The 25,623-nt window shown below is 65.8% G+C and carries 22 protein-coding genes; 11 read left to right on the top strand and 11 right to left on the bottom strand.

Annotated elements, in window-relative coordinates:
• The first annotated feature begins 119 nt into the window (after positions 1-119).
• On the top strand, positions 120-4,067 hold the full coding sequence (gene hrpA / locus J2X42_RS02450; protein WP_310161797.1) for an ATP-dependent RNA helicase HrpA: 3,948 nt from the start codon (positions 120-122) through the stop codon (positions 4,065-4,067).
• Positions 4,068-4,087: 20 nt separating this feature from the next.
• On the opposite strand, the gene J2X42_RS02445 is transcribed toward hrpA, so the two are convergent.
• The 3 genes from J2X42_RS02445 to J2X42_RS02435 all read right to left on the bottom strand — a co-directional run bounded on the left by J2X42_RS02445 (position 4,088) and on the right by J2X42_RS02435 (position 6,566).
• A complete protein-coding gene (locus J2X42_RS02445; protein ID WP_310161795.1) occupies positions 4,088-4,519 on the bottom strand; it encodes an HIT family protein in 432 nt (143 codons plus the stop codon).
• Positions 4,516-5,664: an NAD(P)-dependent alcohol dehydrogenase gene (locus J2X42_RS02440; protein WP_310161793.1), complete on the bottom strand. Its 1,149-nt coding sequence runs from the start codon at positions 5,662-5,664 to the stop codon at positions 4,516-4,518. The genes J2X42_RS02445 and J2X42_RS02440 overlap by 4 nt, the downstream gene beginning before the upstream one ends.
• Before the next feature lie 62 nt (positions 5,665-5,726).
• Positions 5,727-6,566 (bottom strand): sulfurtransferase, encoded by an 840-nt coding sequence (locus tag J2X42_RS02435; protein WP_310161792.1) that lies wholly within the window; start codon positions 6,564-6,566, stop codon positions 5,727-5,729.
• Between the two features lie 85 nt (positions 6,567-6,651).
• Here J2X42_RS02435 and J2X42_RS02430 point away from each other — a divergent pair, with 85 nt between their 5' ends.
• On the top strand, positions 6,652-7,731 hold the full coding sequence (locus J2X42_RS02430) for a PLP-dependent cysteine synthase family protein (protein ID WP_310161790.1): 1,080 nt from the start codon (positions 6,652-6,654) through the stop codon (positions 7,729-7,731).
• Between the two features lie 10 nt (positions 7,732-7,741).
• Here the strand turns inward: J2X42_RS02430 and J2X42_RS02425 are convergent, their stop codons facing one another.
• The gene (locus J2X42_RS02425; RefSeq protein ID WP_310161788.1) at positions 7,742-8,398 is read right to left on the bottom strand and encodes an MBL fold metallo-hydrolase; all 657 of its coding nucleotides are present in this window, start codon (positions 8,396-8,398) and stop codon (positions 7,742-7,744) included.
• A 111-nt stretch (positions 8,399-8,509) separates the two neighbouring features.
• Here J2X42_RS02425 and J2X42_RS02420 point away from each other — a divergent pair, with 111 nt between their 5' ends.
• Positions 8,510-8,989: a Fur family transcriptional regulator gene (locus tag J2X42_RS02420; RefSeq protein ID WP_310161786.1), complete on the top strand. Its 480-nt coding sequence runs from the start codon at positions 8,510-8,512 to the stop codon at positions 8,987-8,989.
• A 43-nt stretch (positions 8,990-9,032) separates the two neighbouring features.
• Here the strand turns inward: J2X42_RS02420 and J2X42_RS02415 are convergent, their stop codons facing one another.
• The 5 genes from J2X42_RS02415 to J2X42_RS02395 all read right to left on the bottom strand — a co-directional run bounded on the left by J2X42_RS02415 (position 9,033) and on the right by J2X42_RS02395 (position 14,230).
• Positions 9,033-9,908 (bottom strand): metal ABC transporter permease, encoded by an 876-nt coding sequence (locus J2X42_RS02415; RefSeq protein ID WP_310161783.1) that lies wholly within the window; start codon positions 9,906-9,908, stop codon positions 9,033-9,035.
• On the bottom strand, positions 9,908-10,723 hold the full coding sequence (locus J2X42_RS02410) for a metal ABC transporter ATP-binding protein (protein ID WP_310161782.1): 816 nt from the start codon (positions 10,721-10,723) through the stop codon (positions 9,908-9,910). The genes J2X42_RS02415 and J2X42_RS02410 overlap by 1 nt, the downstream gene beginning before the upstream one ends.
• Positions 10,724-11,713, bottom strand: a complete 990-nt coding sequence (locus J2X42_RS02405; RefSeq protein ID WP_310161780.1) for a metal ABC transporter solute-binding protein, Zn/Mn family — start codon at positions 11,711-11,713, stop codon at positions 10,724-10,726.
• A 109-nt stretch (positions 11,714-11,822) separates the two neighbouring features.
• Positions 11,823-12,893, bottom strand: coding sequence for a hemolysin family protein (locus J2X42_RS02400; protein ID WP_131131633.1), 1,071 nt, complete (start codon positions 12,891-12,893; stop codon positions 11,823-11,825).
• Positions 12,890-14,230, bottom strand: a complete 1,341-nt coding sequence (locus J2X42_RS02395; RefSeq protein WP_310161778.1) for a hemolysin family protein — start codon at positions 14,228-14,230, stop codon at positions 12,890-12,892. Before J2X42_RS02395 ends, J2X42_RS02400 begins: the two co-directional genes overlap by 4 nt.
• Positions 14,231-14,756: 526 nt before the next feature.
• Here J2X42_RS02395 and J2X42_RS02390 point away from each other — a divergent pair.
• The 5 genes from J2X42_RS02390 (at position 14,757) to J2X42_RS23345 (ending at position 21,051) form a co-directional block, all read left to right on the top strand.
• Positions 14,757-18,572 (top strand): multifunctional oxoglutarate decarboxylase/oxoglutarate dehydrogenase thiamine pyrophosphate-binding subunit/dihydrolipoyllysine-residue succinyltransferase subunit, encoded by a 3,816-nt coding sequence (locus J2X42_RS02390; protein ID WP_310161776.1) that lies wholly within the window; start codon positions 14,757-14,759, stop codon positions 18,570-18,572.
• A gap of 169 nt (positions 18,573-18,741) precedes the next feature.
• Entirely contained in the window at positions 18,742-19,341 is a 600-nt protein-coding gene (locus J2X42_RS02385) for a GDSL-type esterase/lipase family protein (protein ID WP_310161775.1), read from the top strand.
• 96 nt (positions 19,342-19,437) lie between these two features.
• Positions 19,438-20,265: a DUF4097 family beta strand repeat-containing protein gene (locus J2X42_RS02380; protein ID WP_310161774.1), complete on the top strand. Its 828-nt coding sequence runs from the start codon at positions 19,438-19,440 to the stop codon at positions 20,263-20,265.
• The gene (locus tag J2X42_RS02375) at positions 20,265-20,879 is read left to right on the top strand and encodes a PadR family transcriptional regulator (protein WP_310161772.1); all 615 of its coding nucleotides are present in this window, start codon (positions 20,265-20,267) and stop codon (positions 20,877-20,879) included. Before J2X42_RS02380 ends, J2X42_RS02375 begins: the two co-directional genes overlap by 1 nt.
• A 97-nt stretch (positions 20,880-20,976) precedes the next feature.
• A complete protein-coding gene (locus tag J2X42_RS23345; RefSeq protein ID WP_104061284.1) occupies positions 20,977-21,051 on the top strand; it encodes a 50S ribosomal protein bL37 in 75 nt (24 codons plus the stop codon).
• 98 nt (positions 21,052-21,149) lie between these two features.
• Here the strand turns inward: J2X42_RS23345 and rsrA are convergent, their stop codons facing one another.
• Together rsrA and J2X42_RS02365 are read right to left on the bottom strand one after the other, a co-directional pair.
• A complete protein-coding gene (gene rsrA, locus J2X42_RS02370) occupies positions 21,150-21,410 on the bottom strand; it encodes a mycothiol system anti-sigma-R factor (protein WP_131131627.1) in 261 nt (86 codons plus the stop codon).
• On the bottom strand, positions 21,407-22,153 hold the full coding sequence (locus J2X42_RS02365; RefSeq protein ID WP_310161769.1) for a sigma-70 family RNA polymerase sigma factor: 747 nt from the start codon (positions 22,151-22,153) through the stop codon (positions 21,407-21,409). The genes rsrA and J2X42_RS02365 overlap by 4 nt, the downstream gene beginning before the upstream one ends.
• Positions 22,154-22,475: 322 nt before the next feature.
• Here J2X42_RS02365 and J2X42_RS02360 point away from each other — a divergent pair, with 322 nt between their 5' ends.
• Genes J2X42_RS02360 through J2X42_RS02350 form a run of 3 tightly spaced genes read left to right on the top strand, consistent with a single transcriptional unit; the run spans position 22,476 to position 25,528 of the window.
• Positions 22,476-23,024: a DoxX family protein gene (locus J2X42_RS02360; RefSeq protein WP_131131624.1), complete on the top strand. Its 549-nt coding sequence runs from the start codon at positions 22,476-22,478 to the stop codon at positions 23,022-23,024.
• A 6-nt stretch (positions 23,025-23,030) separates the two neighbouring features.
• Positions 23,031-24,413, top strand: a complete 1,383-nt coding sequence (gene aroA / locus J2X42_RS02355; protein WP_310161766.1) for a 3-phosphoshikimate 1-carboxyvinyltransferase — start codon at positions 23,031-23,033, stop codon at positions 24,411-24,413.
• A complete protein-coding gene (locus J2X42_RS02350) occupies positions 24,413-25,528 on the top strand; it encodes a ribosome small subunit-dependent GTPase A (protein ID WP_310161764.1) in 1,116 nt (371 codons plus the stop codon). Before aroA ends, J2X42_RS02350 begins: the two co-directional genes overlap by 1 nt.
• Positions 25,529-25,623: the final 95 nt, after the last annotated feature.

Below are 25,623 nucleotides of genomic sequence, written 5' to 3'. Positions count from 1 at the left end.
GGGCGCCGGTGCCGCGCGGCAGTTCCGCATGGAGAGTACGACGGCGTCATCCGCACCCGGGTGCCGGGCGTAACAGCGTCTCAACGGCCGGCGCGGCCCACAGTAGACTGGTTCGAGCCATGACCTTTCACATCTCCTACCCCGCTGAGCTGCCGGTTTCCGAGCGCCGCGAGGACCTGATGGCCGCCATCGCCGCCAACCAGGTGACCATCATTGCCGGCGAGACCGGCTCCGGTAAGACCACCCAGATCCCCAAGATGTGCCTGGAGCTTGGCCTGGGCGATAACGGCCTCATCGGGCATACACAGCCCCGGCGGCTTGCGGCGCGAACGGTGGCCGAGCGGATTGCGGAGGAACTCGGCGTCGAAATCGGCCAGGAGGTGGGCTTCCAGGTCCGGTTCACGGGTGAAGTCAGCCGTTCCACCAAGGTCAAGCTCATGACCGACGGCATCCTGCTGGCCGAAATCCAGCGCGACAAGCTGCTGCGCAAATACAACGCCATCATCATCGACGAGGCCCACGAGCGCAGCCTCAACATCGACTTCATCCTGGGCTACCTCAAGCGCATCCTGCCGCAGCGGCCGGACCTGAAAATCATCATCACCTCGGCCACGATCGATCCGGAGCGCTTCGCCAAGCACTTCGGCTCCGAGGATGAGCCCTCCCCCATCATCGAGGTCTCCGGCCGGACGTTCCCGGTGGAAATCCGGTACCGGCCGCTGTCCCAGCCTGCCGGCGGACCCGCCGACAGCGAAGATGCAGACGCCTCCGACGACGAACTCGAAGAGGACCGCGATCCGCTCGACGCCGTGTGCGACGCCGTCGACGAACTCGCCACCGAGGCTCCGGGCGACATCCTGGTCTTCTTCTCCGGCGAGCGCGAAATCCGCGACGCAGCGGAGGCGCTCAACGCCAGGATCCAGTCCAACCGGCGCCTGGCCGGCACCGAGGTCCTGCCGCTGTTCGCCAGGCTCAGCCTGCAGGAACAGCACAAGGTCTTCCACCCGGGCAGCAAGCGGCGCATTGTGCTGGCCACCAACGTGGCCGAGACGTCGCTGACCGTCCCCGGCATCAAGTACGTCATCGACACGGGCACCGCCCGCATCTCCCGGTACTCGCACCGCACCAAAGTCCAGCGGCTGCCGATCGAACGCGTCTCGCAGGCTTCCGCCAATCAGCGTTCCGGCCGCTGCGGCCGTGTCTCCGACGGCATCGCGATCCGGCTGTACTCGGAGGAGGACTACGAGTCGCGCCCGCAGTTCACGGATCCTGAGATCCTGCGCACCAACCTGGCCGCAGTCATCCTGCAGATGACGGCCATGGGCGTGGCCCGCGGGCCCAAGGACGTGGAGAACTTCCCGTTTGTGGAGCCGCCTGACTCACGCGCAATCAACGACGGCGTCACGCTCCTGCGCGAGCTTGGCGCCTTGAGTGCCGTCCGCCCAGGTGACGCGAAAAGCGGCGGCCTGACCGCCGTCGGGCAGCAGCTTGCCCAGTTGCCCGTCGATCCCCGGCTGGGCCGGATGATTGTCGAAGCCGGCAAACGCGGCTGCGTCCGCGAAGTGATGATCCTCGCAGCGGCGCTGACTATCCAGGACCCGCGCGAACGTCCGACTGACAAGCAGCAGCTTGCCGCAGAGAAGCACGCCCGCTTCCGCGACGAGAACTCGGACTTCACCGGCTTCCTGAACCTGTGGAACTACCTGCAGGAGAAGCAGCAGGAACTCTCGTCCACCCAGTTCCGCCGCCTGTGCCGCACCGAGTTCATCAACTACCTGCGGGTCAGGGAGTGGCAGGACCTGTTCGCCCAGCTCCGGCAGCTGGCGCGGCCGCTCGGCATCAGCCTGGACAACAAGCGCCTGGCCGACCCTGTAGGCAACCACGAGGGCATCCACATCAGCCTGCTGTCAGGCCTGCTCAGCCACATCGGCATCCTTGACGAGCGCAAGCGCGAGTACGCCGGCGCGCGAGGCAGCCGGTTCGCGATCTTCCCGGGCTCGGCGCTGTTCAAGAAGTCCCCCACGTTCGTGATGGCGGCGGAGCTCGTGGAGACCAGCCGCCTCTGGGCGCGGGTTGCCGCCAAGTTCGATCCTGTGTGGGCCGAGCAGGTGGCGCCCGACCTCGTCAAACGCACCTACAGCGAACCGCACTGGTCCACGAAAATGGGCGCGGTGATGGCGTACGAGAAGGTGACGCTGTACGGCGTGCCCATCATCCCGCAGCGCCGGGTCAACTACAGCCGTGTGGATCCGGTACTGGCCCGCGAGCTTTTCATCCGGCATGCCCTGGTGGAAGGCGACTGGAAAACGCACCACAAGTTCTTCCACCGCAACCGCGCCCTCCTCCTGGAGGTCGAGGAACTTGAAGCGCGGATGCGCCGCCGCGACCTGCTGGTGGACGACGAGACACTGTTCGAGTTCTACGACGCCCGGATCGGCGCCGATGTGGTCTCCGAGCGGCACTTCGACAAGTGGTGGAAGGACGCGCGGCAGAAGAATCCGGACCTCCTGGACTACGACAAGTCATTGCTGCTCAATGACGACGCCGATGACCTGGACGAGGCCGCGTATCCCAAGACGCTGCTGCACAAGGGCTTTGAGCTGCCGCTCAGCTACGAGTTCCACCCGGTGGCCCCCGGCTCGCCGCCCAACCCGTCCGACGGCGTCACTGCCGAAGTGCCCGTGCTCTTCCTCAACCAGCTCGACGATGCCGCGTTCCGCTGGCTGATTCCCGGCCAGCGCGCCGAACTGGTGGCAGCGCTCATCAAGTCCCTGCCCAAGCAGGTCCGGAAGAATTTTGTTCCGGCCCCGGACGTGGCCAGGCAGGCCGTGGCGGCGCTGGAATCCGACTTCGACCCTGCCAGCGACGAGCTGGAAGCATCGCTGGAACTGGCCCTGCGCCGGATCCGCGGCCACGTCATCCCGCCCGGGTCCTGGAACTGGGACGCCGTGCCCTCCCATCTGCGCGTGAGCTTCAAGGTGGTGGACAGCAAAGGCAAGGTGCTGGACGAGGGCAAGGATCTGGCCGCCCTGCAGGAACGGCTCGCTCCGGCGACGCGCCGGGCCATCGCGGAATCCCTGGGCGCAACACCCGGCACCACTGCACTGAAGTCGGCTGGCAAAGCTCCCGGCAAGGGCTCCGGAACCTCCGTTGCGACGCCGGATACAGGAAACGCCAACGGCGCAACCCCGGGCTTCCGGGAGCAAAGCGGCCTCACGGCCTGGACCTTCGGCACCGTGCAGCGGCAGGTGAGCAACCCCGTCAAGGGCCACACCGTGACTGGCTACCCTGCGCTGGTGGATGAAGGGGGCTCGGTCGCGTTGCGGGTCTTCCAGACCTCCCCGGAACAGCTGGAGGCCATGCGCGGCGGCGTGATCCGGCTCCTGGCCCTGCGGGTTCCTGCACCGGACCGCTACGTGCTGGAGCACCTCAACAACACCGAAAAACTGACCTTCAGCCAGAACCCGCACGGTTCAGTGTCCGCCCTCATCGCCGACTGTGCGCTTGCCGCCGTGGACAAACTGACCCCGGCCGAACTCCCCTGGGACCAGGCGTCCTTCGATGCCCTCTACGAACAGGTCCGCGCCGAACTCATCGACACTGTGTTCAGCGTGACGGCTGTGGTGGAGCGCATCCTGGCCAGCACGCGGCGCATCGAGAAGCAGCTGAAGGGCACTACCAGCCTTGCCCTGATCAGCGCCCTGAACGACATCAAAAGCCAGCTCGAGCAGCTGGTCTTCCCGGGCTTTGTGGCCCGCACCGGCTACGCCCAGCTCAGCCAGCTGCCGCGCTACCTGGCCGCCATCGAAAAACGGCTGGAGCGGCTGCCGGGCAACGTCCAGCGCGATGCCCTCAGCATGGCCGCCGTCCAGCGCCTTGAGGACGATTACGACGATGCCGTGTCGGCCCTGATGCCGGGCCGGCGCGCGGGTGCGGAGCTGGCCCAGGTGCGCTGGATGATCGAGGAGCTCAGGGTGAGCCTCTTCGCGGTCGAGCTCGGGACCGCGTACTCCGTGTCCGAAAAGCGCATCCGCGCCGTGCTCAACAAGGCACTCGCACCGGTGTAGGCACCGGTGCGAGTGCCGGCCTAGGCGCTTTCCGGCACGAACTGCGCGTAACCGGCGCTCCGCAGCCCCTCGCGCAGCTTTTCGGCGTTGGCGTCCAGCACGGCAGGGTCGGGGTGCTGTTCGGCCGAGGCGAAATCGAAGTCGGCCATGCTCCTGGACGGCCACACGTGGACGTGGAGGTGGTTGATTTCGTAGCCGGCCACAATCAGCCCTGCCCGCTCGGCCGGGAAGACCTCGAGCTGGACGGCACCGATCCTGCGCGCCACCTCCATGACCTTGGCGAGCGTCTCCGGCCGCGCATCGGTCCAGCGGTCCACTTCCTCGGTGGGGACCACGAGGGTGTGGCCGTCGGCCAGGGGCCCGGTGGTGAGGAACGCGGCGACGTCCGGCTCGCGCCACACAAAGCGTCCCGGGATCTCGCCGTTCAGGATCTTGGTGAACAGGGTGCTCATGCGTCTGCCTCCTCGGCCGCAGCCTGCAGGGTGCTGGTGTCCAGCACAAACCGGTATTTAACGTCGCCTGCCACCATGCGGTCGTAGGCCTCATTCAGCTGGTCAGCCCGCACCAGTTCGATGTCGGCGACCACATTGTGGGCAGCACAGAAATCAAGCATCTCCTGGGTCTCGGCAATTCCGCCGATGAGCGAACCGGTGTAGCTGATCCGCCGCCGGATCAGGGCGCCCGGATTCACCGGGGGCATGGCCTCCGACGGAAGCCCCAGCTGGTAGAGCGCCCCGTCCCGGCGAAGCGTGCGGAAGAACGGGTTCAGGTCGTGCGGAGCAGCCACGGTGTCGATAATGGCGTCGATGCTGCGGTCGGCGGCTTCCATGGCCTCAGCGTCGCGGGACAGAACCACCTCGTCGGCGCCCAGCTCGAGCGCGGCGGGGACCTTTGACTCGGAGGTCGTGAACACCACCACCCGCGCGCCCATGGCTTTGGCCAGTTTTACCGCCATGTGCCCCAGGCCGCCGAGGCCCACAACGCCTACGGTGTCGCCTTCCTTGACGCCGAAATGGCGGAGCGGCGAGAACGTGGTGACGCCGGCGCACAACAGAGGCGCCACGGCTGCGGGGTCCAGGTTTTCCGGCACCCGGAGCACGTACCTGCGGTCCACCACCACCGACGTCGAGTAGCCGCCCTGGGTGATTGCTCCCCCGTTGCGCTGATCCTTCGCCCCGTAGGTCCCGGTCAGGCCGTTTTCGCAGTACTGTTCCTGGCCGTCCAGGCAGCTGCGGCATTCCCGGCAGGAATCGACCATGCAGCCCACACCCACCAGGTCTCCCGGCGCAAAATCATCCACAGCCGACCCGACGGCGCTGACCCTGCCGACGATCTCGTGCCCGGGAACCAGGGGGTAGTGCTGGGTGCCCCATTCGCCGCGGGTGGCATGGACGTCCGAGTGGCAAAGCCCGCAGAATTCGATGGCAATCTCGACGTCGTCCGCCTTGGGTGCCCGCCGGGCTACGGTCAGCGGCACCAGACCGCTGTGTCCGGACGTTGCGCCGTAGGCGGCCGCCAGCCGGTCACTTCCAAGGGCGGCGGCGGCTGGCGGGAGGGGGCGGGCAAGGGGCGGCGGTACGGGTCGTCCAGGGGTCATACTGCGACGCTACCCCCGCGCTGCCGGATATTTCCACTTGGCGGCGTTTCCACCCGGCAGGCTCAGCCGGGCTGGCCGCCCATCACAACAGGCAGTCCGGGTTTGTTGGACCATTCGGAGAACGAGCCGGGATAGAGCGCCGCCCGGATGCCGGCGATCTCCAACGCCGCGACTTCGTGGGCGGCCGTGACACCGGAACCGCAGTAGACCGCCACAGGGATGTCTCCGGACACTCCCATCCCCTCGAAACGGCGCCGCAGTTCAGCGGCTGGCAGGAACCGCCCCGATTCGTCAACGTTCTCCGTTGTCGGGGCGCTGACGGCGCCGGGGATGTGGCCTGCGCGCGGGTCCACGGGCTCGAATTCGCCGCGGTACCTTTCGCCGGCACGCGCGTCGAGGAGGATTCCGGTGCCAGCCCAGCTGCCGGCAGCTGCCGCCTCGATGGCGGGCATTGCCCCCTCGCGAAGGGAGACATCACCCGGGACTGCCTCGACGTTGCCGCCCTGCACCGGCAGTCCGGCGGCTCGCCAGGCGGCGAGGCCGCCGTCGAGCAGGTAGACCTCCGGGAAGCCGGCGTTGCGCAGCATCCACCAGAGCCGGGCCGCTGCCATGTTCCCGCTATCATCGTAGGCAACCACGACGTCGCCCGCGTTGATCCCCCACCCCCGCGCGGATGCCTGGAACTGGTCAAGGGGCGGCAACGGGTGCCTGCCTCGCTCCGGCGCGGCGGGGGCAGCCAGTTCCGAAGCCAGTTCAACGAAGACGGCACCCGGCAGGTGTGCCTCGAGGTAGTGTTCCCGGCCGTGTGGATCGCCCAGTTTCCACCGGACGTCCAGCAGTACGGTGCGCTGGCCGGCCCTGACCCGGGCGTCCAGTGCGGCCACGTCCATGAGAGGTCCCATGAGGCTCCTAGTGGTTGGTTTGGATCGGGTTTCTGATCTTTTACTCTAGCTCCGGCCAGGACATCGGCGCGGGTAGGCTGGTCCGGTGAAGAACGCGCGCGCGGACAGGGCCTGGGCTGACCGGGCCATCAGGAAAATCACCGCTGAAAACAACCGGTCCGCTGATACGCATCTGTACTCGGTGCCGCTCCCGGAACACTGGGGCGTCCAGCTCTACCTCAAGGACGAGTCAACCCACCGCTCGGGCAGTCTCAAACACCGGCTGGCCCGGTCTCTGTTCCTCTTCGGCCTGGTTAACGGCTGGATCCGGGAGGACACCACCATCGTGGAGGCGTCCAGCGGCAGCACCGCCGTCTCCGAGGCCTATTTCGCGCAACTGTTGGGCCTGCCCTTCGTGGCGGTGATGGCACGGACCACCAGCCCGGAAAAGATCGCCCTGATCGAACAGTTCGGCGGCTCGTGCCTGCTGGTGGACCATGCCTCCGAGGTTTACGCGGCCGCGGAGGAGGTGGCCACTACAAGCAACGGGCACTACATGGACCAGTTCACCTACGCGGAGCGGGCCACCGACTGGCGGGGCAACAACAACATCGCCGAGTCCATCTTCGACCAGCTGGCCATGGAGGAGCATCCGGTCCCGCGCTGGATCGTGGTTGGCGCCGGGACGGGCGGAACGAGCGCCACGATCGGCCGCTACCTCCGGTACCACTCCCATGACACCGCCCTGGCAGTGGTCGACCCGGAAAATTCAGCGTTCTACCCCGGCTGGCGGGACGGTGTACCGGAATTCACCACCGGGATGCCGTCCCGGATCGAAGGCATCGGGCGGCCGCGGATGGAGCCCAGCTTTGTGCCGTCCGTCATCGACCGCATGATCCAGGTTCCCGACGCCGCCTCCGTCGCCGCCATGCGGCATCTTCGGGAGCTGACGCACCTGCACGCGGGTCCGTCCACCGGCACCAACCTGTGGGGCGTCTGGCAGCTGGTCGCGGAGATGGTCGCCGAAGGCCGGCGCGGCAGCATTGTGTCGCTGATGTGCGACGGCGGCGACCGCTATGCGGGCAACTACTACAACCCTGCGTGGCTGGCCGGCCAGGGGCTTGACCCCGAGCCGCACCAGGCAGTCATCAGCCGGTTCTTCGATACCGGCGTCTGGCCGGATTAACCGCCGGGTATCAGACGTCCACCGTCTCGCGGGACGCCAGGTGGGTGAATTCGGTGCCGTACTTGGCCCCGATCCGAATTACATGCGATTCCACGATCTTCAGGCCCATCTCGTTGAGCAGCCCGTCATGGATCTGGACGGCCCGCGGTGCCCGGACGCCGATGACGAAGTCCACCACTTCGCTGGCCTTGTTCCACGGTGCGTGGATGGGAACCAGCAGGGTCTTCACGCTGATGCCGTCCGGAACGATGAAGGAGTCGCCCGGGTGATAGACGTTTTCGTTGATGAGGTAGCCGATGTTTGCCACCACGGGAACCTGGGGATGGATCAGGGCATGCTGGCCACCGAAGCTGCGGACGCCGAACCCTGCCGCGTCGAAGGACGACCCTGGTTCAACCGTGTGGATCCGTTCCGCTGCCTGAGGCGCTTCCTCGCGCAGGTGGCCCGCCACCCCCGCGGGTGCGAACACAGCCAGATCACCGTCACCCCGCAGGGCATTGACCATGGCGGCAACGTCGATGTGGTCGCCGTGCTCGTGCGTGATCAGCACGGCCTGCGCGCCGTCCAGGGCTTCCTTCGTTTCGGAGAACGTGCCGGGGTCAAGGACCAGCACACGCCCGTCTTCTTCGAGCCGGACGCAGGCGTGGGTGTATTTAGTCAGCTTCATAGCGCCAGCCTAGGGTCCGGTCTGTGGAGGTGTCCACGCAACTGCTGCCAGCCAGGGTCCGGCTGGTAATCTGGATCTTTGCCACCATCCCTCAGGGAAGCGAGTCCATCCATGCCGTTAGGCACCAAGGCTGACGAATCCACACCGTCAACCCCCGCGCCGGGTCCAGGCACCGGAGCGGTCAAGGAGCAGCGCGTCACCAAGCAGCGCCTGGCCGTGAGTGCTGCCCTGGATGAACTGGATGACTTCGTCAGCACGCAGGAGCTCTACCGCATCCTGCAGAACCAGGGTGTGTCCGTCTCCCTCGCCACGGCGTACCGGATCCTGCAGTCCCTCGCCGATGAGGGGCTGGTGGACGTGCTCCGCAACGGCGAGGGCGAGGCCGTCTACCGCCGCTGCGCGGTGACCGGCCACCATCACCACCTCCTGTGCCGTAATTGCGGGAAGGCAGTTGAGGTCGAGGCTCCGGCAGTGGAAACCTGGGCTGCCAGGACGGCCAAGGAACATGGGTACACCGAGGTGGCGCACACCGTGGAAATCTTTGGCCTGTGCCCCGACTGCACGGCACGCAAGGCGGCCGGCCTGCTCTGACGCGGCCCGCCGTCGAACGCTGGCCGGAGCGTGCGCGGGCCGGTCAGGCCGCGTGCAGCAACCTGCCGTTGAGCCCGTGTTTGGCGCGGACCGTGCCGATGACACGGCACACCACGTAGATCAGGAATGACAGCGTGGTGACGTAGGGGCTGATCGGAATGCGGCCGCCGAGGGCCAGCAGGATGCCGCCTACTGTCGCAACCATTGCAAATGCCACGCTCAGCACCACCACAGCGACCGGTGAGGACGTTACCCGAAGGGCGGCTGCCGCGGGCGTAATGAGCAGGGCCAGGACCAGCAGGGCACCCACCACCTGGATGGACAGCGCCACGCTGACGCCCAGCAGGACCATAAACACCAGGGCCAGCGTGCGCACCGGAACCCCGCGGGCTTCCGCGAGTTCGGGGTCGACGCTGGCAAAGTTCAGCGGCCGCCAAATGATCACCAAAGCCACCATGACAACCACGGCTGTACCGGCGAGGGCCTGCAGCTGGACGGTGTCAACGGAAACGATCTGGCCCGTCAGCAGGCCGAACTTGTTGGCGGCCCGCCCTTCGTAAAGGGACAGGAACAGGATGCCCAGCCCCAGTCCGAACGGCATGATCACGCCGATGATCGAATTCTTGTCCCTGGCCCGCACACCCATCAGCCCGAGGAGCAGCGCGGCCGCCACCGACCCGATGAGCGACCCGAAGACGATATCCGCGCCGATGAGCAGCGCGAAGGCCGCCCCGGCGAAGGAAAGTTCGGAGATGCCGTGAACCGCGAAGGCGAGGTCGCGCTTCATCACGAACGTCCCCACGAGCCCGCCCAGCAGTCCCAGGACAGCGCCGGCCCAGATGGAGTTCTGCACCAGGACCAGGAGTTCGCCGTAGTTTTCGAAGCTGAAAATCGACCCGATGATGCTGTCGGCGTCCATCACGCCACCTCGCCGGCGGTTGCGTGGACATCGGCATGGTGGTGCGTGGTGGCGTCCGGGAGCCCGACGACGACGATGCGCCCGTTCGCGTGGATGACTTCCACGTGGCTGCCGTACAGGTCGGAAAGGACTTCGGTGGTCATGACTTCCTGCGGTGTTCCGACGCGGAACCGGCCACCGGCGAGGTACAGCACGCGGTCCACGTAGTCGATGATCGGATTGATCTCGTGGGTAACAAAGACCACGGCGCTGTTCTGTTCGCGGCACTGCTTGTTAATCAGGGCACTGACGGCCTGCTGGTGGTGGAGGTCAAGGGACAGCAGGGGTTCGTCGCACAGCAGGACTGTCGGGTCCGTCGCCAATGCCTGGGCGACGCGGAGGCGCTGCTGTTCACCGCCGGAGAGCTGCCCCACCGGAACCTTGGCGTAGTCGGTGGCGCCGACGAGTTCCAGGAGCTGATCGATCCTGCGGTTTGCCCTGCCGGCCCCCAGCCGCATGCCCCAGCGGTGGCCGTCGACGCCAAGGCCCACCAGGTCCCGGGCCCGCATCGGCGTGTCCGGGGCAAACGACTTCTGCTGCGGGATGTAGCCGATCATCCGGCTCCCCCGTTCCACCGGATGGGCTCCGAGGCTGGCGGTACCGGAGTGCAGCTGCTGGAGGCCGAGCAGCACCTTCAGGAAGCTGGTTTTGCCGCTTCCGTTGGGGCCCAGCACGGCAAAGAATTCACCGGGCCGGATGTCCAGGTCGAGATCCTCCCAGAGCGCCCTCTTACCGAACTGCAGGGACGCCCCGCGGAGGCTCACAACCGGTTTCAACTACTTTTTCTCCAAAACTTTGCTGATGTTCTCCACATTGTCCGTCATCCACTGCAGGTACGTCTTGCCCTCCGGCAGTGTTTCGCTGAAGTCGACCACCGGGACGCCCGCTGTTTCCGCTGCTTTTTTCAGCGCCTCGGTCTGGGCGCCTTCAGTCTGCAGGTTGTAGGCCAGGAAGCCCAGGTCCTTGGAACCGGCAAGGTCGGTTGCCGCCTTCAGCACGGCGGGCGGCACGTCCGTGCCTTCCTCGATCGCAGCAGTGTAGTCCGCAGGCGTTTTGTTCTCCAGCCCGGCCGCCTCAAGCAGGTACAGCGGAACGGGCTCGGTCACCGCAACGGGAGTTCCGGCCCCCGCTGCCGACATGGCTGCCAGCTTACCGTTGAGTCCCTCCAGGGCGGACTTGAACGTGGCGGCGTTGGCCTCGAACGTGGCCGCTGAACCCGGCTCCGCTTCGCCGAACTTGGCAGCGAGTTCATCTGCGAGATTTCCCATCGCTGACAGGCTGTACCAGACGTGTTCGTTGAAGTCACCGTGTTCGTGGGTATGTCCGTGGTCGTCGGCCGGTGCGCTGGCTGCCCCTGTGGAGGACGCCGAGGCTTCCTCCTCCGGCGCCAGTCCCGATATTTCCACGGCACTGACAATCCTGCTGTGCGGGATATTGCTGTCGTCAGCCATTGTGTGGATGAACCCGTCGTACCCGCCGCCGTTCTCAATCACCACTTCGGCCTTGGACACCAGGAGCCGGTCCTGGGCCGTGGCTTCATAGGAATGCGGGTCCTGGCTCGTCTTGTTGATGATCGCGGTGACGTTGACCTTCTCGCCGCCGACGGCCTTGGCGATGTCGCCGTAGACGTTCGTTGAGGCAACAACATTGATTCCGTCAGCCGAGGAGGTCGTGCCCGAGGGCGCACCCTCCGCGGAACAGCCGGACAGCAGCAAGCCGAGTCCAGCGAGGGCGGCCAGGGATGTACGGACGGCAGGACGGCGCACGGAAACCTCAGATCATTTCAGGAATGGAAGCAAAGCAACTCCGGAAAGTCTATCCCTAAATGGGAATGATTCCTATTTAGATAACTCCCTGGACCGTCCGCGGGACGGATCAGCCACCGTTGGGCTGGCCGAGCCGCCGGATGCCGGTGGCCTGCGTTGCATCCCGGATTTCACCGACCAGCTGCTCGATCACGTCCTCCAGGAACAGCACGCCCTGCGTCTGGCCGTCCGGGCCGATGACCCGGGCGAGGTGCGACCCGGTGCGCTGCATGACGGACATCGCCTTTTCGATCTCGTCCCCCAGGGCAAGGTTGGCCAACGAACGGATCCGGCTTTCGGCGATGGGATGCTGATAGTCCGTATCCGGGATGGACAACACGTCCTTCACGTGAAGATAGCCGTAGAGCATGTCGTCATCATCCAGCATCGGGAACCGGGAAAATCCGGTTCTGCTGACTGCCTTCTCGAAGTCCACAGGCGTCGTGGCAGCCTTCAGCATGACCAGCTTGTCCAGCGGCACCATAATGTCGGAGGCCGTGTGTTCGGAAAATTCCAGCGCACCGGTGATCAGCCCGGCGTCGTCGTCCACCAGCCCGTGGCGGGTGGACTCCTGGACGATCGACTGGACCTCCTCAAGGGTGAAGGAAGAGTTCACCTCGTCCTTGGGCTCGATCCGAAGGAGCTTGAGGATGTGGTTGGCCGACCAGTTCAGGGCCACGATCACAGGCCTGACCAGGCGGGCAACGAACATAAGCGGCGGAGCCAGGAAGAGTGCAGCCTTGTCAGCCACGGATACCGAGATGTTCTTCGGCACCATCTCACCGAAGGTTACATGGAGGAAGGTCACCACCATCAGGGCAACGGCAAACGCCGCCACATCCGCAATTTCCATTGGCAGTCCGACGGTTTCCAGCGGAGCAGCCAGCAGGTGGTGGATGGCCGGCTCGGCGACCAGCAGGATCAGCAGCGAACAGACTGTGATCCCGAGCTGGGCGCACGCCAGCATCAGCGAAACGTTCTCCATGGCCCGGAGGGTGGTCTGTGCCCGCTTCGAACCGGCGTCGGCCAGCGGTTCAATCTGGCTGCGCCTGGCCGACATCACCGCGAACTCGGCAGCGACAAAAAACGCGTTGCCCAGCAGCAGGACGATCAGCCAGAAAATTCCGGCCCAGTCACTCATCGTTCGGTCCTGTCATCCGGGGCAGATTCAGCGTCTGCGTCAGGCGCGGCCGGGCGGAAACAGATCCTGTCGATCCTGCGCCCATCCATGCGGGTCACGCTGAGGGTGCCGCCGCCCACCGCAACGGTATCTCCGACGGCGGCGATGCGGCCCAGTTCGCTCATGACGTAGCCGCCCACCGTCTCGTAGGCCGCCTCGTCGGGAACAGTCAGGCCTGGAATCTGCTCCGACAGTTCATCCGGACGCAGGAGCCCTGGGAAGTACCAGTCCCCCGACGCGCTCTGGAGAAGTCCGGGCCGGACTTTGTCGTGTTCGTCCGCCACCTCGCCCACGATTTCCTCGACCAGGTCTTCGAGGGTTGCAATGCCCGCGGTACCGCCGTACTCATCGAGCACAACGGCGAGCTGGAGGTTTCCCTCGCGCAGTTCCGCCAGGAGGGCATCGAGGTGGATGGTTTCCGGGACCCTGAGGACGTCGGTCATGATGGCGCCGGCTTCCAGGTTGGGCCGGCGGTCCGAGGGAACCGCCACCGCTTTCTTGACATGGACGAGGCCCCTGATGTCATCGGCCGATTCGCCGATGACCGGGAACCTCGAGTATCCCGTGCGCCGGGCGGCGTCCACGATGTCCGAAACGGGCTGGTCGGCATCGATGGTTTCCACGCGGATCCGTGGTGTCATCACGTCCGCCGCGGTCCGGGCCGAGAAGTTCAGTGTCCGCGCCACGAAGTTGGCGGTGCCGGCGTCGAGCGTTCCCATGGCAGCGGAACGCCGCACGAGGGATGCGAGCTCGGCGGGGGTCCGGGCGCCGGAAATCTCTTCCTTGGCTTCAAGGCCGAAAACGTTGAGCACCTTATTGGAGAAACCGTTGAGGACCACGATGGCCGGTTTGAAGATGGCCGTGAACATCAGCTGCGGCCTGGCGAGGGCGCGTCCAACACGGAAGGACAGGGCGATTGCCATGTTCTTGGGCACCAGTTCGCCGAGCAGCATGGACAGCAGGGTGGCCAGCACCATCGCGATGACCAGGGAGACGGACGCGGCCGCCGTTGCGGGAATGCCGACGGCGGTCAGGGGCCCCTCGAGGAGTTTGCCGACGGATGGTTCCATGACGTAACCGGTCAGGAGGGTGGTCAGCGTGATGCCAAGCTGGCAGCTGGAGAGCTGGGTTGAAAGGGACTTCAGGCACTTGAGCAGCGGAACGGCACGGGTGTCACCGTTGTCGATCGCGCGCTGGACAGTGGCCTGGTCAAGGGCAATAAGGGAAAATTCGACGGCGACGAAGAAGCCGGTGCCGGCGATCAGCAGGAGTCCTGCCGCGAGGAGCAACCATTCCATTCAGCATCCCGCCCGGTGATGCTGGGGCGGATTGGTGGCGCAGTTCACTGTTGCAGGACGGGTCCGGGGCCGACTGCCCGGCGGAGGATGGTCCGCCGAAGCGGACGCTGTTTCCTTGAAGGCTCCGGACGCGTGGAGCGAGGGAGTGTGATGGGCGCGTGTTCGGGGTTTGCCGGCTCGGCGGGTCGGCTGCGCGGTGCTGTACTTCGTGCTCCGCTGACAGCCCCCAGGCCGGCACCTAGATTTACTGTCCATAAGAATTTCAGTCTACAGGAGCGGATCCCTGCCTCCGGAGGGGCTCACGGCCATGGGCATCCTCCAGCCTCCGGCGGGGGCCACCGCCGCCATATTTGGCATTCTGCGCGTCACTTCATGATTTGGGTCACCCTTATTGGCAGTTAATACAGAATGCTCATTAGACTGGCAAAGGTCTGGGTTCAGAGGACGCAGAGACTGGTTCGGATGTTGTGCTGAGGCACCGTGGCGGCCAGAGAGAAATCAAACTCATGGAAGAGGCGTATTTCAAGTGCCAGAGCAGCCTAGCCACCGTCTACCAGAGGAATTTGGCGGAAACGAGTGGCTCGTTGACGAACTGTACGAGCAGTATCAGCAGGACAAAAACGCGGTGGATGCCAAGTGGTGGCCCCTGTTCGAATCCTTCGACTCGGGCAGCGGTTCTTCCTCCAACGGAAATTCAGCCCTCGCGGTTGCCCATCCCGCAACCCGCGAAATGCCCGTCGTAGCCCAGTCCCAGGCCACCGCAGCTCCGGCAACGTCGCCGGCAGCGCAGCCGGCCGCACCTGCCGCCGCCGCACCGGCCCCCGCCGCTCCCCCGGCACCGGCGCCGGTTAAGAAGGCACCGGCCACCGTGGCGCGCGACGGCGCGAAGAAGACCGAGCCCGGCACCGGATCCCAGCCGATCCCCGCCCAGCTCCCCAAGAACGTCAAGGCACCCACGGCGCCTGAGGAAGACGTCATCTCCGTCCTTCGTGGCCCGGCCAAAGCCATCGCCACGAACATGGTGACCAGCCTCGAGGTTCCCACCGCCACCAGCGTCCGCGCGATCCCGGCCAAGCTGCTGATCGACAACCGCGTGGTCATCAACTCCAACCTGGCGCGTGCCCGCGGCGGCAAGGTCTCCTTCACGCACCTGATCGGCTACGCCGTCATCCGGGCCCTGTCCCAGTTCCCGTCCATGAACGTGTACTACGACGAGGTGGACGGCAAACCCGTCGCCGTCCAGCCGGCCCACGTGAACTTCGGCATCGCCATCGACATGCCCAAGCCCGACGGAACCCGCCTGCTGATGGTTCCCAACATTAAGAAGGCGGAGACCCTCAACTTCTCCGAGTTCTGGCACACGTATGAGGACCTCATCAAGCGTGCCCGCAACGGCAAGCTGACCGCTGACGACCACCAGGGCACCACCGTCTCCCTGACGAACCCCGGCGGCATCGGCACCGTCCACTCCGTGCCCCGCCTCTCCAAGGGCCAGGCCGCCATCATCGGCGTCGGCGCGCTGGACTACCCGGCCGAGTTCCAGGGTGCGAGCGAAAAAATCATCGCGCACAACGCGATCAGCAAGGTCCTCACGCTCACCTCCACGTATGACCACCGCGTCATTCAGGGAGCCGGCAGCGGTGAGTTCCTGAAGCTCGTGCACCAGCTGCTGCTCGGTGCCCAGAACTTCTACGACGAGATCTTCGAAGCCCTGCGCATCCCGTACGAGCCCGTCCGCTGGAGCCCGGACCTGCAGGTTGACCCCGCCGACCAGATCAACAAGGTCGCACGCATCCAGCAGCTGATCCACTCCTACCGTGTCCGCGGCCACCTGATGGCGGACACCGATCCGCTGGAGTACGTCCAGCGCAAGCACCCCGACCTTGACGTCCTCACCTATGGCCTCACCCTGTGGGACCTGGACCGCGAGTGGCCCACGGGCGGGTTCGGCGGCAAGCCGATGCTCAAGTTCCGCGACATCCTCGGCGTCCTCCGCGATGCCTACTGCCGCACTACAGGCATCGAATACATGCACATCCAGGAGCCTGAGGAACGCAAGTGGTTCCAGGACCAGCTGGAGCACGCGTACTCGAAACCGAGCCGCGAAGAGCAGCTGCGCATCGTATCCAAGCTCAACGCTGCGGAGGCCTTCGAGACCTTCCTGCAGACCAAGTTCGTGGGCCAGAAGCGCTTCTCGCTGGAAGGCGGCGAGTCCCTGATTCCGCTGCTTGACGCGATCATTTCCGACGCCGCTGATGACGGCCTGGACGAGGTTGCCATCGGCATGGCCCACCGCGGCCGCCTGAACGTGCTCACCAACATCGCCGGGAAAACCTACGCCCAGGTCTTCCGCGAATTCGAAGGGACCCAGGACCCCCGCTCCGTGCAGGGCTCCGGCGACGTGAAGTACCACCTGGGCACCGAAGGTACCTTCACCTCGGACAACGGCAAGGAAACCAAGGTTTACCTCGCCGCCAACCCCTCGCACCTTGAGGCCGTGGACTCCGTGCTCGAAGGCATCGTCCGCGCCAAGCAGGACCGCCTGGACCAGGGCGAGGCCTTCCCGGTCCTGCCCATCATGGTCCACGGTGACGCCGCTTTCGCCGGCCAGGGCGTGGTTGCAGAAACCCTGAACCTGTCCCAGCTGCGTGGCTACCGGACCGGTGGAACCATCCACGTTGTGGTCAACAACCAGGTCGGCTTCACCACCGCTCCGTCCTCCTCGCGCTCGTCCACGTACTCCACGGATGTCGCCAAGATGATCCAGGCGCCCGTTTTCCACGTGAACGGTGACGACCCGGAGGCAGTGGTCCGCATCGGCCAGCTCGCCTACGAGTTCCGCCAGCGCTTCCACAAGGACGTTGTGATCGACATGGTGTGCTACCGCCGCCGTGGCCACAACGAGGGCGACGACCCCTCGATGACCCAGCCGCTGATGTACAACCTGATCGAAGCCAAGCGCTCCGTACGCAAGCTGTACACCGAGTCGCTGATCGGCCGTGGCGACATCACCGAGGAAGAAGCAGAGCAGCTGCTCCGCGACTACCAGGAACGCCTGGAGCGGGTCTTCGCCGAGACCCACGCCGCCCAGACCTCCCCGATCCCGATCATTACGGCGGACTCCGCTGCCGTGTCGGACATCGAGCGTCCCATCGCCCAGCAGTCCGATTTCGGCACCAACGCACCGGCGTCCACGGCCATCTCCCCGGAGACCCTGGCCCGGATCGGCCAGGCGCACCTCGAAATTCCCGAGGGCTTCACCGTCCACTCGAAGCTCAAGCAGCTCCTCGAGAAGCGTGAACAGATGTCCCGTGAAGGCGGCATCGACTGGGGCTTCGGCGAGATCGCAGCCTTCGGCTCGCTCATCATGGAAGGCGTTCCTGTCCGCCTCGCCGGCCAGGACTCGCGCCGCGGAACCTTCGTGCAGCGCCACGCCGTGTTCCACGACCGCTCCAACGGCAACGAGTGGCTGCCCCTGGGCAACCTCTCGGACAACCAGGCCAAGCTGTGGATCTACGACTCCTTGCTGTCCGAATACGCTGCCATGGGCTTCGAATACGGTTACTCCGTGGAGCGCCCGGACGCGCTCGTGCTCTGGGAAGCCCAGTTCGGCGACTTCGTCAACGGCGCGCAGACCATCATCGACGAGTTCATCTCTTCCGCCGAGCAGAAGTGGGGCCAGCGTTCGTCGCTGGTGCTGATGCTGCCGCACGGCTACGAGGGCCAGGGGCCGGACCACTCTTCAGCCCGCATCGAGCGGTTCCTGCAGATGTGTGCCGAGGAAAACATGATCGTGGCCAACCCGACGACGGCCGCATCGCACTTCCACCTGCTGCGCCGCCAGGCCTACAGCCGGCCACGCAAGCCGCTGATCATCTTCACGCCGAAGCAGCTGCTCCGCCTCAAGGGAGCCGCATCCTCGGTCGAGGACTTCACCACCGGCAGCTTCCGCCCGGTCATCGCGGACCACGAGCAGCTGGCGGCAGACGCCGTCGAACGCGTGTTGCTGGTGTCCGGCCGCCTGTACTACGACCTCCTGTCCACCCGGCAGAAGACCGAGGACAAGACCACGGCGATCGTCCGCGTGGAGCAGCTCTACCCGCTGCCCGCGGCGGAAATCGCCGCAGAGCTGGCCAAGTACCCCAACGCCGAGGTTGTCTGGGCACAGGATGAGCCCGCCAACCAGGGGCCGTGGCCGTTCATGGGCCTCAACCTTCCGGGCGAGCTTGACCGCAAGGTCCGGCTTGTGTCCCGTCCGGCGTCGGCATCCACTGCCGCCGGTTCCATGAAGCGGCACGCCGCCGAGCAGGACACCCTCCTGAAGCAGGCATTTGCCCGTTAGTGACCACCATGGCTGCCCGGCCGGACGTCGAAATACCAGACTCCGGCCGGGCAGTTCTGTTTAATGGGGTGCGAGGGTATCCAACGGGCAGAGTGCCCGGCCCGTCCCGCGCTGCCGGCTTTACCACCCGGCACGGGACGCCATTCAGTACGGAAGTAAAGAGGAACTTGTGGAAGACAGGAAGCTGCGCATCGCAGCTGTTGGAGATGAACTGCTGGCCGGTCTGGGCGACCCCAGGGCCCTCGGCTGGCTGGGCCGCGTCCTGGCCCGCACTCCGCAGGACGGCATGGCGTTGGAAAGTTATGCCCTCCCCTGCCCACAGGAAGGAACCGAGGGCCTTGCAGCCCGCTGGCTTGAGGAAGCCGGCCGGCGGTTCAGCGACAACCACGAGAACCGGCTGGTCATCGGGCTGTCCGGCCGCGACATTGAGTTCGGCCTCTCCACCGCACGCAGCCGCCTGAACCTGGCCAACATCCTGGATTCAGCGTCACAGAACCGGATCGAAGTGTTTGTGGTCGGCCCGCCGCCAACCCTGGATCCCACCCAAAACCGCAGGCTGGGCGAGCTCAACACCGCGTTCGCCGACGTCACCACCCGGCGGAAGCACCTTTACGTTGACACCTTTTCACCATTGCTGAACCACGAGCAGTGGCGCCAGGACCTTGCGGCGAACGGCGGTACACCCGGGCAGTCCGGCTACGGCCTGATGGCCTGGCTGGTCCTTCACCGGGGCTGGTTCCAGTGGCTGGGGATGGACGCCCCCGAATAATCCGCGTTCCGCCAATTCGCGATATATCTTGACCATCCCACAGCGCCGTTATACCGTGGGATATCAATCACGATATATCGCGATCTTGGAGGATTCATGGCAGAGACCAGCTGGACGGTCACCGACCCCCGGGTTATCGACGTTGACGGCGTCACGTCGCTGAAGCTGGGAATGGTCCGCGGACGGTTCGACATCGTGACCCACTCCGAAGCCGTTGCGCGGGTGGAGGTTTCTGACGTCCAGGGCGACCCTGTCGCCATCAGCGTCGTGGACGGACGGCTGGAGGTCCGCCACCAGTTGCACGGGCCGCAGGGGTGGTTCAAGAACCTTATGGGGACCGTCAACCACAACAGCAACAATTCCGCCGTCATCAGCATCGCCCTGCCCGAGGGCGTTGACGTGGAAGCGGGGACAGTCAGCGGTGACGGCCTCGTCTCCGGGATCAGCGGGCATACCCGGCTCAACACCGTATCCGGGTCGGTGATGGCGGATGGAACTTCCGGCGACCTTCACGTCAACACCGTCAGCGGCGAAGTGATCGCACGGAACCACGACGGCGTCCTGACCGCCAAGAGCGTCTCAGGTGAGGTCACCGCATCGGGCAGGTTCACCAACATCCGGGCGAACACGGTATCCGGGGAGATGAGCTTCGACCTCCTGGGTTTCACCCACGACTTCGGCGCCAACTCGGTGTCCGGCGACTTGACCATCCGGCTGCCGCACGATGTGGGCGTGGACATCGTGGCCAAGTCGGCCAGCGGGACCCTGATCATCGACAACCAGCAATACTCCCAGCCGGGCGGCAAAGTGGAAACGATCGCCGGCCCCGACGGCAAGCTGATGATAGTCCGGACCAACTCAGTCTCGGGCAAGACGTCGATCTTCCACGGCCAGCCGGCCGGGACCCCGGAAACAGGGCACTGATGGCCCCTGTCTTCGCCCACGGCGCCCTTCGCCTCTACCTCTTGGCCCTCCTGGAGTCCGGGCCGAAGCACGGCTATGAGCTCATTAAGGCGCTCAGCGAGCGGTTCGGCGGCACCTACTCCCCCAGCGCCGGCACCATCTACCCGCGGCTGGGGAAGCTGGAAGAGGAAGGGCTGGTGGCGACGGAATCGGCCGGCCGCCGCACCAACTACCACATCACCCCCGCCGGCCTCGCTGAACTGAACACCCGACGCGATGAGCTCGCCGGCGTCGAAAATGACATCTCCGCGTCCGTCCGGCGGCTGGCGGACAACCTCCGGGACGATATCCGCACAAACATGCGCGGCCTGAGGGCAGACCTCGCCGCAACTGCTGAGGCCGCGAGGGCATCGGTCCGCAACGGCGATTTCAGCACAGCGGGAACCCGGCAGTCCCCGGAGGGACACCGGACGCTCAAGGAGGCCGAGATGCTGCTCCAGGCGTTCCGTGACGACATCCGCTTCGAGCTTCGCCTGCAGGCAGGCAGACAGCCGCTCAGCCCGGTGGCCCTCGAAACAGTCCGGACCGTGCTGGACCAGGCCCGCATTTCCATCCGGAATTCCCTGCCCGGTTGAGCTGGCGCTTCACAGGCGGTTCCGGTTCGCGGCCTGTGCCTTCATGTGGGAGACTTGAGGGCAGCTCTTTTGAGTACCAACATTAAGGAGGCCAGCTATGAGCAAGCGTGCACGTAAACGTCGTGACCGTAAGCGTGGCGGCGCGAACCACGGCAAGCGCCCCAACGCCTAAGCAAAAGCTTTGGTATGACGGTTCAAACGAAGAACCCCGGAAGTCACATGGCTTCCGGGGTTCTTGGTCTCTTACGTGGTGTTTCCTGCAGGCGGCCCTCAGGCCTCGACCGGGCGGATTGAGTGGATCCGGTCCAGGATGGCGTTCTTCAGGTTCTCCGGAGCCGCTTCCGTGCAGGAGCGCTTGACCATGTTGCGGATGACACATTCAAGGTCGTACTGCTGGGTACACTCCGGGCAGTCATCAAGGTGGTGCTTGATGTCCGTGATGTCCTCACGGGTCAGTGCCCCATCAAGATATTCGTAGATGCGTTGCATCCTGGCGTCGTCGCAGTCGCCCAATCCCTGGCAGTCGCTCATTTCCTGTTCTCCTGTTGTGTGCTTCCGGCCGTGTCCTGAGGATCAACGGCGGTTTTGAATCCCCGCTCGGCGGCATACTCCGCCAGCATGTCCCGCAACATTTTCCGGCCGCGGTGGAGCCGGGACATCACGGTGCCGATGGGCGTGTTCATGATGTCTGAGATTTCCTTGTACGCGAAGCCTTCGACGTCGGCGAAATACACTGCCAGCCTGAACTCTTCGGGAATGGCCTGCAGCGCCCTCTTCACGTCGGTGTCCGGCAAATGGTCCAGCGCCTCCGCTTCGGCTGACCTCAGCCCGCTGGAGGTGTGGGACTCCGCCCTGGCCAGTTGCCAGTCCTCAATGGTGTCCGAATTCGACTGCAGCGGCTCGCGCTGCCGCTTGCGGTACAGGTTGATGTAGGTGTTGGTCAGGATGCGGTACAGCCACGCTTTGAGGTTGGTGCCGGGCTTGTACTGGTGGAACGCAGAAAAAGCCTTGGTGTAGGCCTCCTGGACGAGGTCCTCGGCATCAGCCGGGTTCCGCGCCATCCGCATGGCCGCTGAGTACAGCTGGTCCACGTACTGCATGGCATCGCGCTCGAAGCGGATCCGGCGTTCTTCGGTGCTTTCCGTGGCCACGTCCACCGCCTGCTCAGCCTGCGGCGCGCCTGGCTCCACCGCGTCCGATTGCACGTTGGTGGTCTTGGCTTCGCTTTCGGAGGCCTCATACATGGCCTCGAGGGCCGGATCCAGGGTGCTCATTGCCCTCAAGTCTACTGTCAGGCCTTGCGCACGCACGGACCCGTACTCCGGGGCACCGGATTCCAACGCACCCATCGCCACGGGGCCTGCCACTTCCATACCGTCCTTCACCAACCCCAAAGGCCAACTCCGTTCCCTGTCCCGTTCAGCGCGACCGGACCTGCTGCCCGCCGCCGAGGGGGCGCGCCGTGCGCCGTATTTGTCCGGCACTGCCGGACCCGCAATCCATAACCCCTGGCGGCAGGCAAATATTCCCCAAAAGTGCAAGACTAGAACCGACTCCGCCGCATTCGACGCGGTTCGTCCACCCAGGAGGAAATCCATGTCCTTTGTCCGTACTCTCGCCCGGCCCATGCTGGCATCCAGCTTCGTGCTCGCCGGACTGGACAAGCTCAGGAACGCCGACGACACTGCCCAGCAGCTGTCGCCGCTCCTGCGCAAAGCCACAGCCTCACTGCCTTTCCGTACGGAGGAAAAGACACTGGCCCGGGTCATCGGCGGAGTGCAGGTGGGCGCCGGCGTGCTGTTCGGCCTCGGAAAGTTCGCGCGCCTGTCGGCAACGCTGCTCACTGTCATCTCGGCCCTTAATACTTTTGTGGAATGGCGCAGCGCGGACATCAGCACCAAGGACGCCCGCCTGGCACGGCGCAACCAGCTCCTGAAAAACCTCTCCCTGAGCGGCGGGGCCCTTCTGGCCTCGGTGGATACGGCCGGCAAGCCCGGCCTGGCCTGGCGCGCGGAACACCTCGCCGCCGACGCCAGGAAGGGTGCTTCCCACCTTGCCGCGGACGCCCGCAAGACGACCGGCAAGAAACTCCACAAGGCCGACAAAGCAGTGCGGCGTGCAGTGGACCAGGCAACGGGGGCATAAGGACGCATGACCGGATCCACCACCGCCGTTTCGCAGCCCGACGCAGTCGAAGCAGTCCCGAACTGGCCCGCCCCGTTCGCCACCAGGCCCATCAACGCCACCGTCACCGTTCCCGGCTCGAAGTCCCTGACCAACCGGTTCCTGGTGCTGGCGGCACTGGCTGACGGCCCGTCGAGGCTCCGCGCCCCGCTGCATTCGAGGGACTCGGCCCTGATGATCGAGGCCCTGCGTCAGCTGGGAGCTTCCATCACGGAAGTCCCCGGGGACGGCGCCTTCGGCCCGGACCTTGAGGTCATTCCGCTTAGCCAGGACGCGCCGTCGTCGCGGACCCGGATTGACTGCGGCCTCGCCGGTACCGTCATGCGCTTTGTTCCCCCGCTCGCTGCGCTGCGGAACGGGGTCAGCACGTTCGACGGCGACCCGCACGCCAGGAAGCGTCCGATGGGGACGATCATCGAGGCGCTGAAGGCGCTTGGCGTGGATGTGGCGGCGGAGGACGGCGGCACGCCGGCTTCCCTGCCGTTTGAGGTTGCCGGAACCGGCGAAGTCAGGGGCGGCCACCTGGTGATCGATGCCAGTGCTTCGTCGCAGTTCGTCTCGGCACTGCTGCTGGTCGGCGCGCGGTTCACCGAGGGACTGCACCTGGAGCACGTGGGAAAGCCGGTGCCCAGCCTGGACCACATCAACATGACCGTGGCCGTCCTCCGCGGAGTGGGCGTCTCGGTGGACGATTCCGTCCCCAACCACTGGGTTGTGGCGCCGGGAACCATCCGGGCGTTCGACCAGCGCATCGAACAGGACCTGTCCAACGCGGGACCGTTCCTTGCTGCCGCGCTGGCGTCCGGCGGCACCGTCAGGATTCCCGACTGGCCCACTCACACCACCCAGGTGGGCGACCTCTGGCGCAGCATCCTGACGGACATGGGCGCCACCGTCAGCCTGTCCGAAGGCGTCCTCACGGTCACCGGCGGGCCGGAGATCAAAGGTGCCGACTTTGCCGAAACCAGCGAACTCGCCCCAACCGTCGCGGCCCTCTGCGCCCTCGCCAGCGGTCCATCCCGTCTCACCGGCATCGCCCACCTTCGCGGCCACGAGACGGACCGGCTCGCCGCCCTCGTCACCGAGATCAACAGGCTCGGCGGCGACGCCGAGGAAACCAGCGACGGTCTGGTGATCCGCCCGGCCACGCTGCATGCCGGCGTCGTGCACAGCTACGCGGACCACCGGATGGCGACCGCCGGTGCCATCCTGGGCCTGGCGGTGGAAGGCATCGAGGTGGAGGACATCGCCACCACAGCCAAGACCATGCCCGACTTCCCGCAACTGTGGGCAAACATGATCGCGCAGGGCCAGGAACCCGGCACCACGGTTCCGGTTGGTGCCGAGTAGTGGCACGCAGCACTGATTCCTGGGACGAATCCGACGTCCGGATCCGCCCCAGCAAGAAGGGCTCCCGCCCCCGCACCAAGGACCGCCCCAGCCACGATGACGCAGTCACCGGCCGGATCATCACGGTGGACCGCGGCCGGTACACGGCGGTTGTTGGCGAGGATTCCGGTGACGAGCGTATTATCATCGCCGCCAGGGCACGGGAACTCCGCCGGAACCCCGTCGTCGCCGGCGACTTCGTCTCCCTGGTGGGCGACGTCTCGGGCGAACCTGACACCCTGGCCCGGCTGGTCCGGATCCAGGACCGCCGGACCCTCCTGCGTCGCAGCGCCGACGACACCGACCCGATCGAGCGGGCGGTTGTGGCCAACGCCGACCAGCTGGTGGTGGTGGTGGCTGCCGCCAATCCCGAGCCCCGCACCGGCTTCATCGACCGCGCGCTGGTGGCCGCCTACGATGCCGGCATCGAGCCGCTGCTCCTGGTCACCAAGGCTGACGTCAAGGACCCCGCGGAGCTGCTGTCCAACTACGAACACCTGGACTTCCCGGTCATCATCAGCCGCACGGCCGACTCCGAAGCGTCCGGCATCGACGCCCGCTCCGATGACGGGCTGTCTGCGCGCCTCGACAGCGATGCCGTCGCCCAGCTCCGGGCCCACCTGGACGGCAAGGTGACGGTAATGCTGGGGCACTCGGGCGTCGGCAAGTCCACCATGGTCAACGCCCTGACCGGCGCGGAGCGTGCCACCGGCGGCGTCAATGCCGTGACCGGCCGGGGACGCCACACTTCCTCCTCTGCCCTGGCGCTCAAACTGACTGACGCGCCGGCGGGAAGCTGGATCATCGACACCCCCGGCATCCGCTCCTTCGGCCTGGCCCATGTGGACCCGGACCGCATCCTCCGGTCCTTCCCGGACCTGGAACCGGGCACCGATGCCTGCGAGCGTGGCTGCAAACACACCACAGGCGCAGTCAACTGCGGCCTGGACCCGTGGGTCACCGACGGCCATGCCGGGCCGACAGGACCTGCGAGGCTCGGTTCCCTGCGGCGCCTGCTGGGCACCGACCCCCGGATGGCTGGGCAGGAAACCAAGGAACTGGGCAGCGTCAACTGACGCCGTCCCGCCCGGTTGGAGCCGCACGGGGGCTCTGCGCACGGTTCCAGTGGCCGGGGTCCCCAACCACGCGGCGCTTTGACGGTAGTTTGGAA

The sequence above is a fragment of the Arthrobacter sp. BE255 genome (assembly GCF_031457335.1).
Lineage (GTDB): Bacteria > Actinomycetota > Actinomycetes > Actinomycetales > Micrococcaceae > Arthrobacter.
This window is presented reverse-complemented; position numbering and strand designations above follow the sequence as displayed.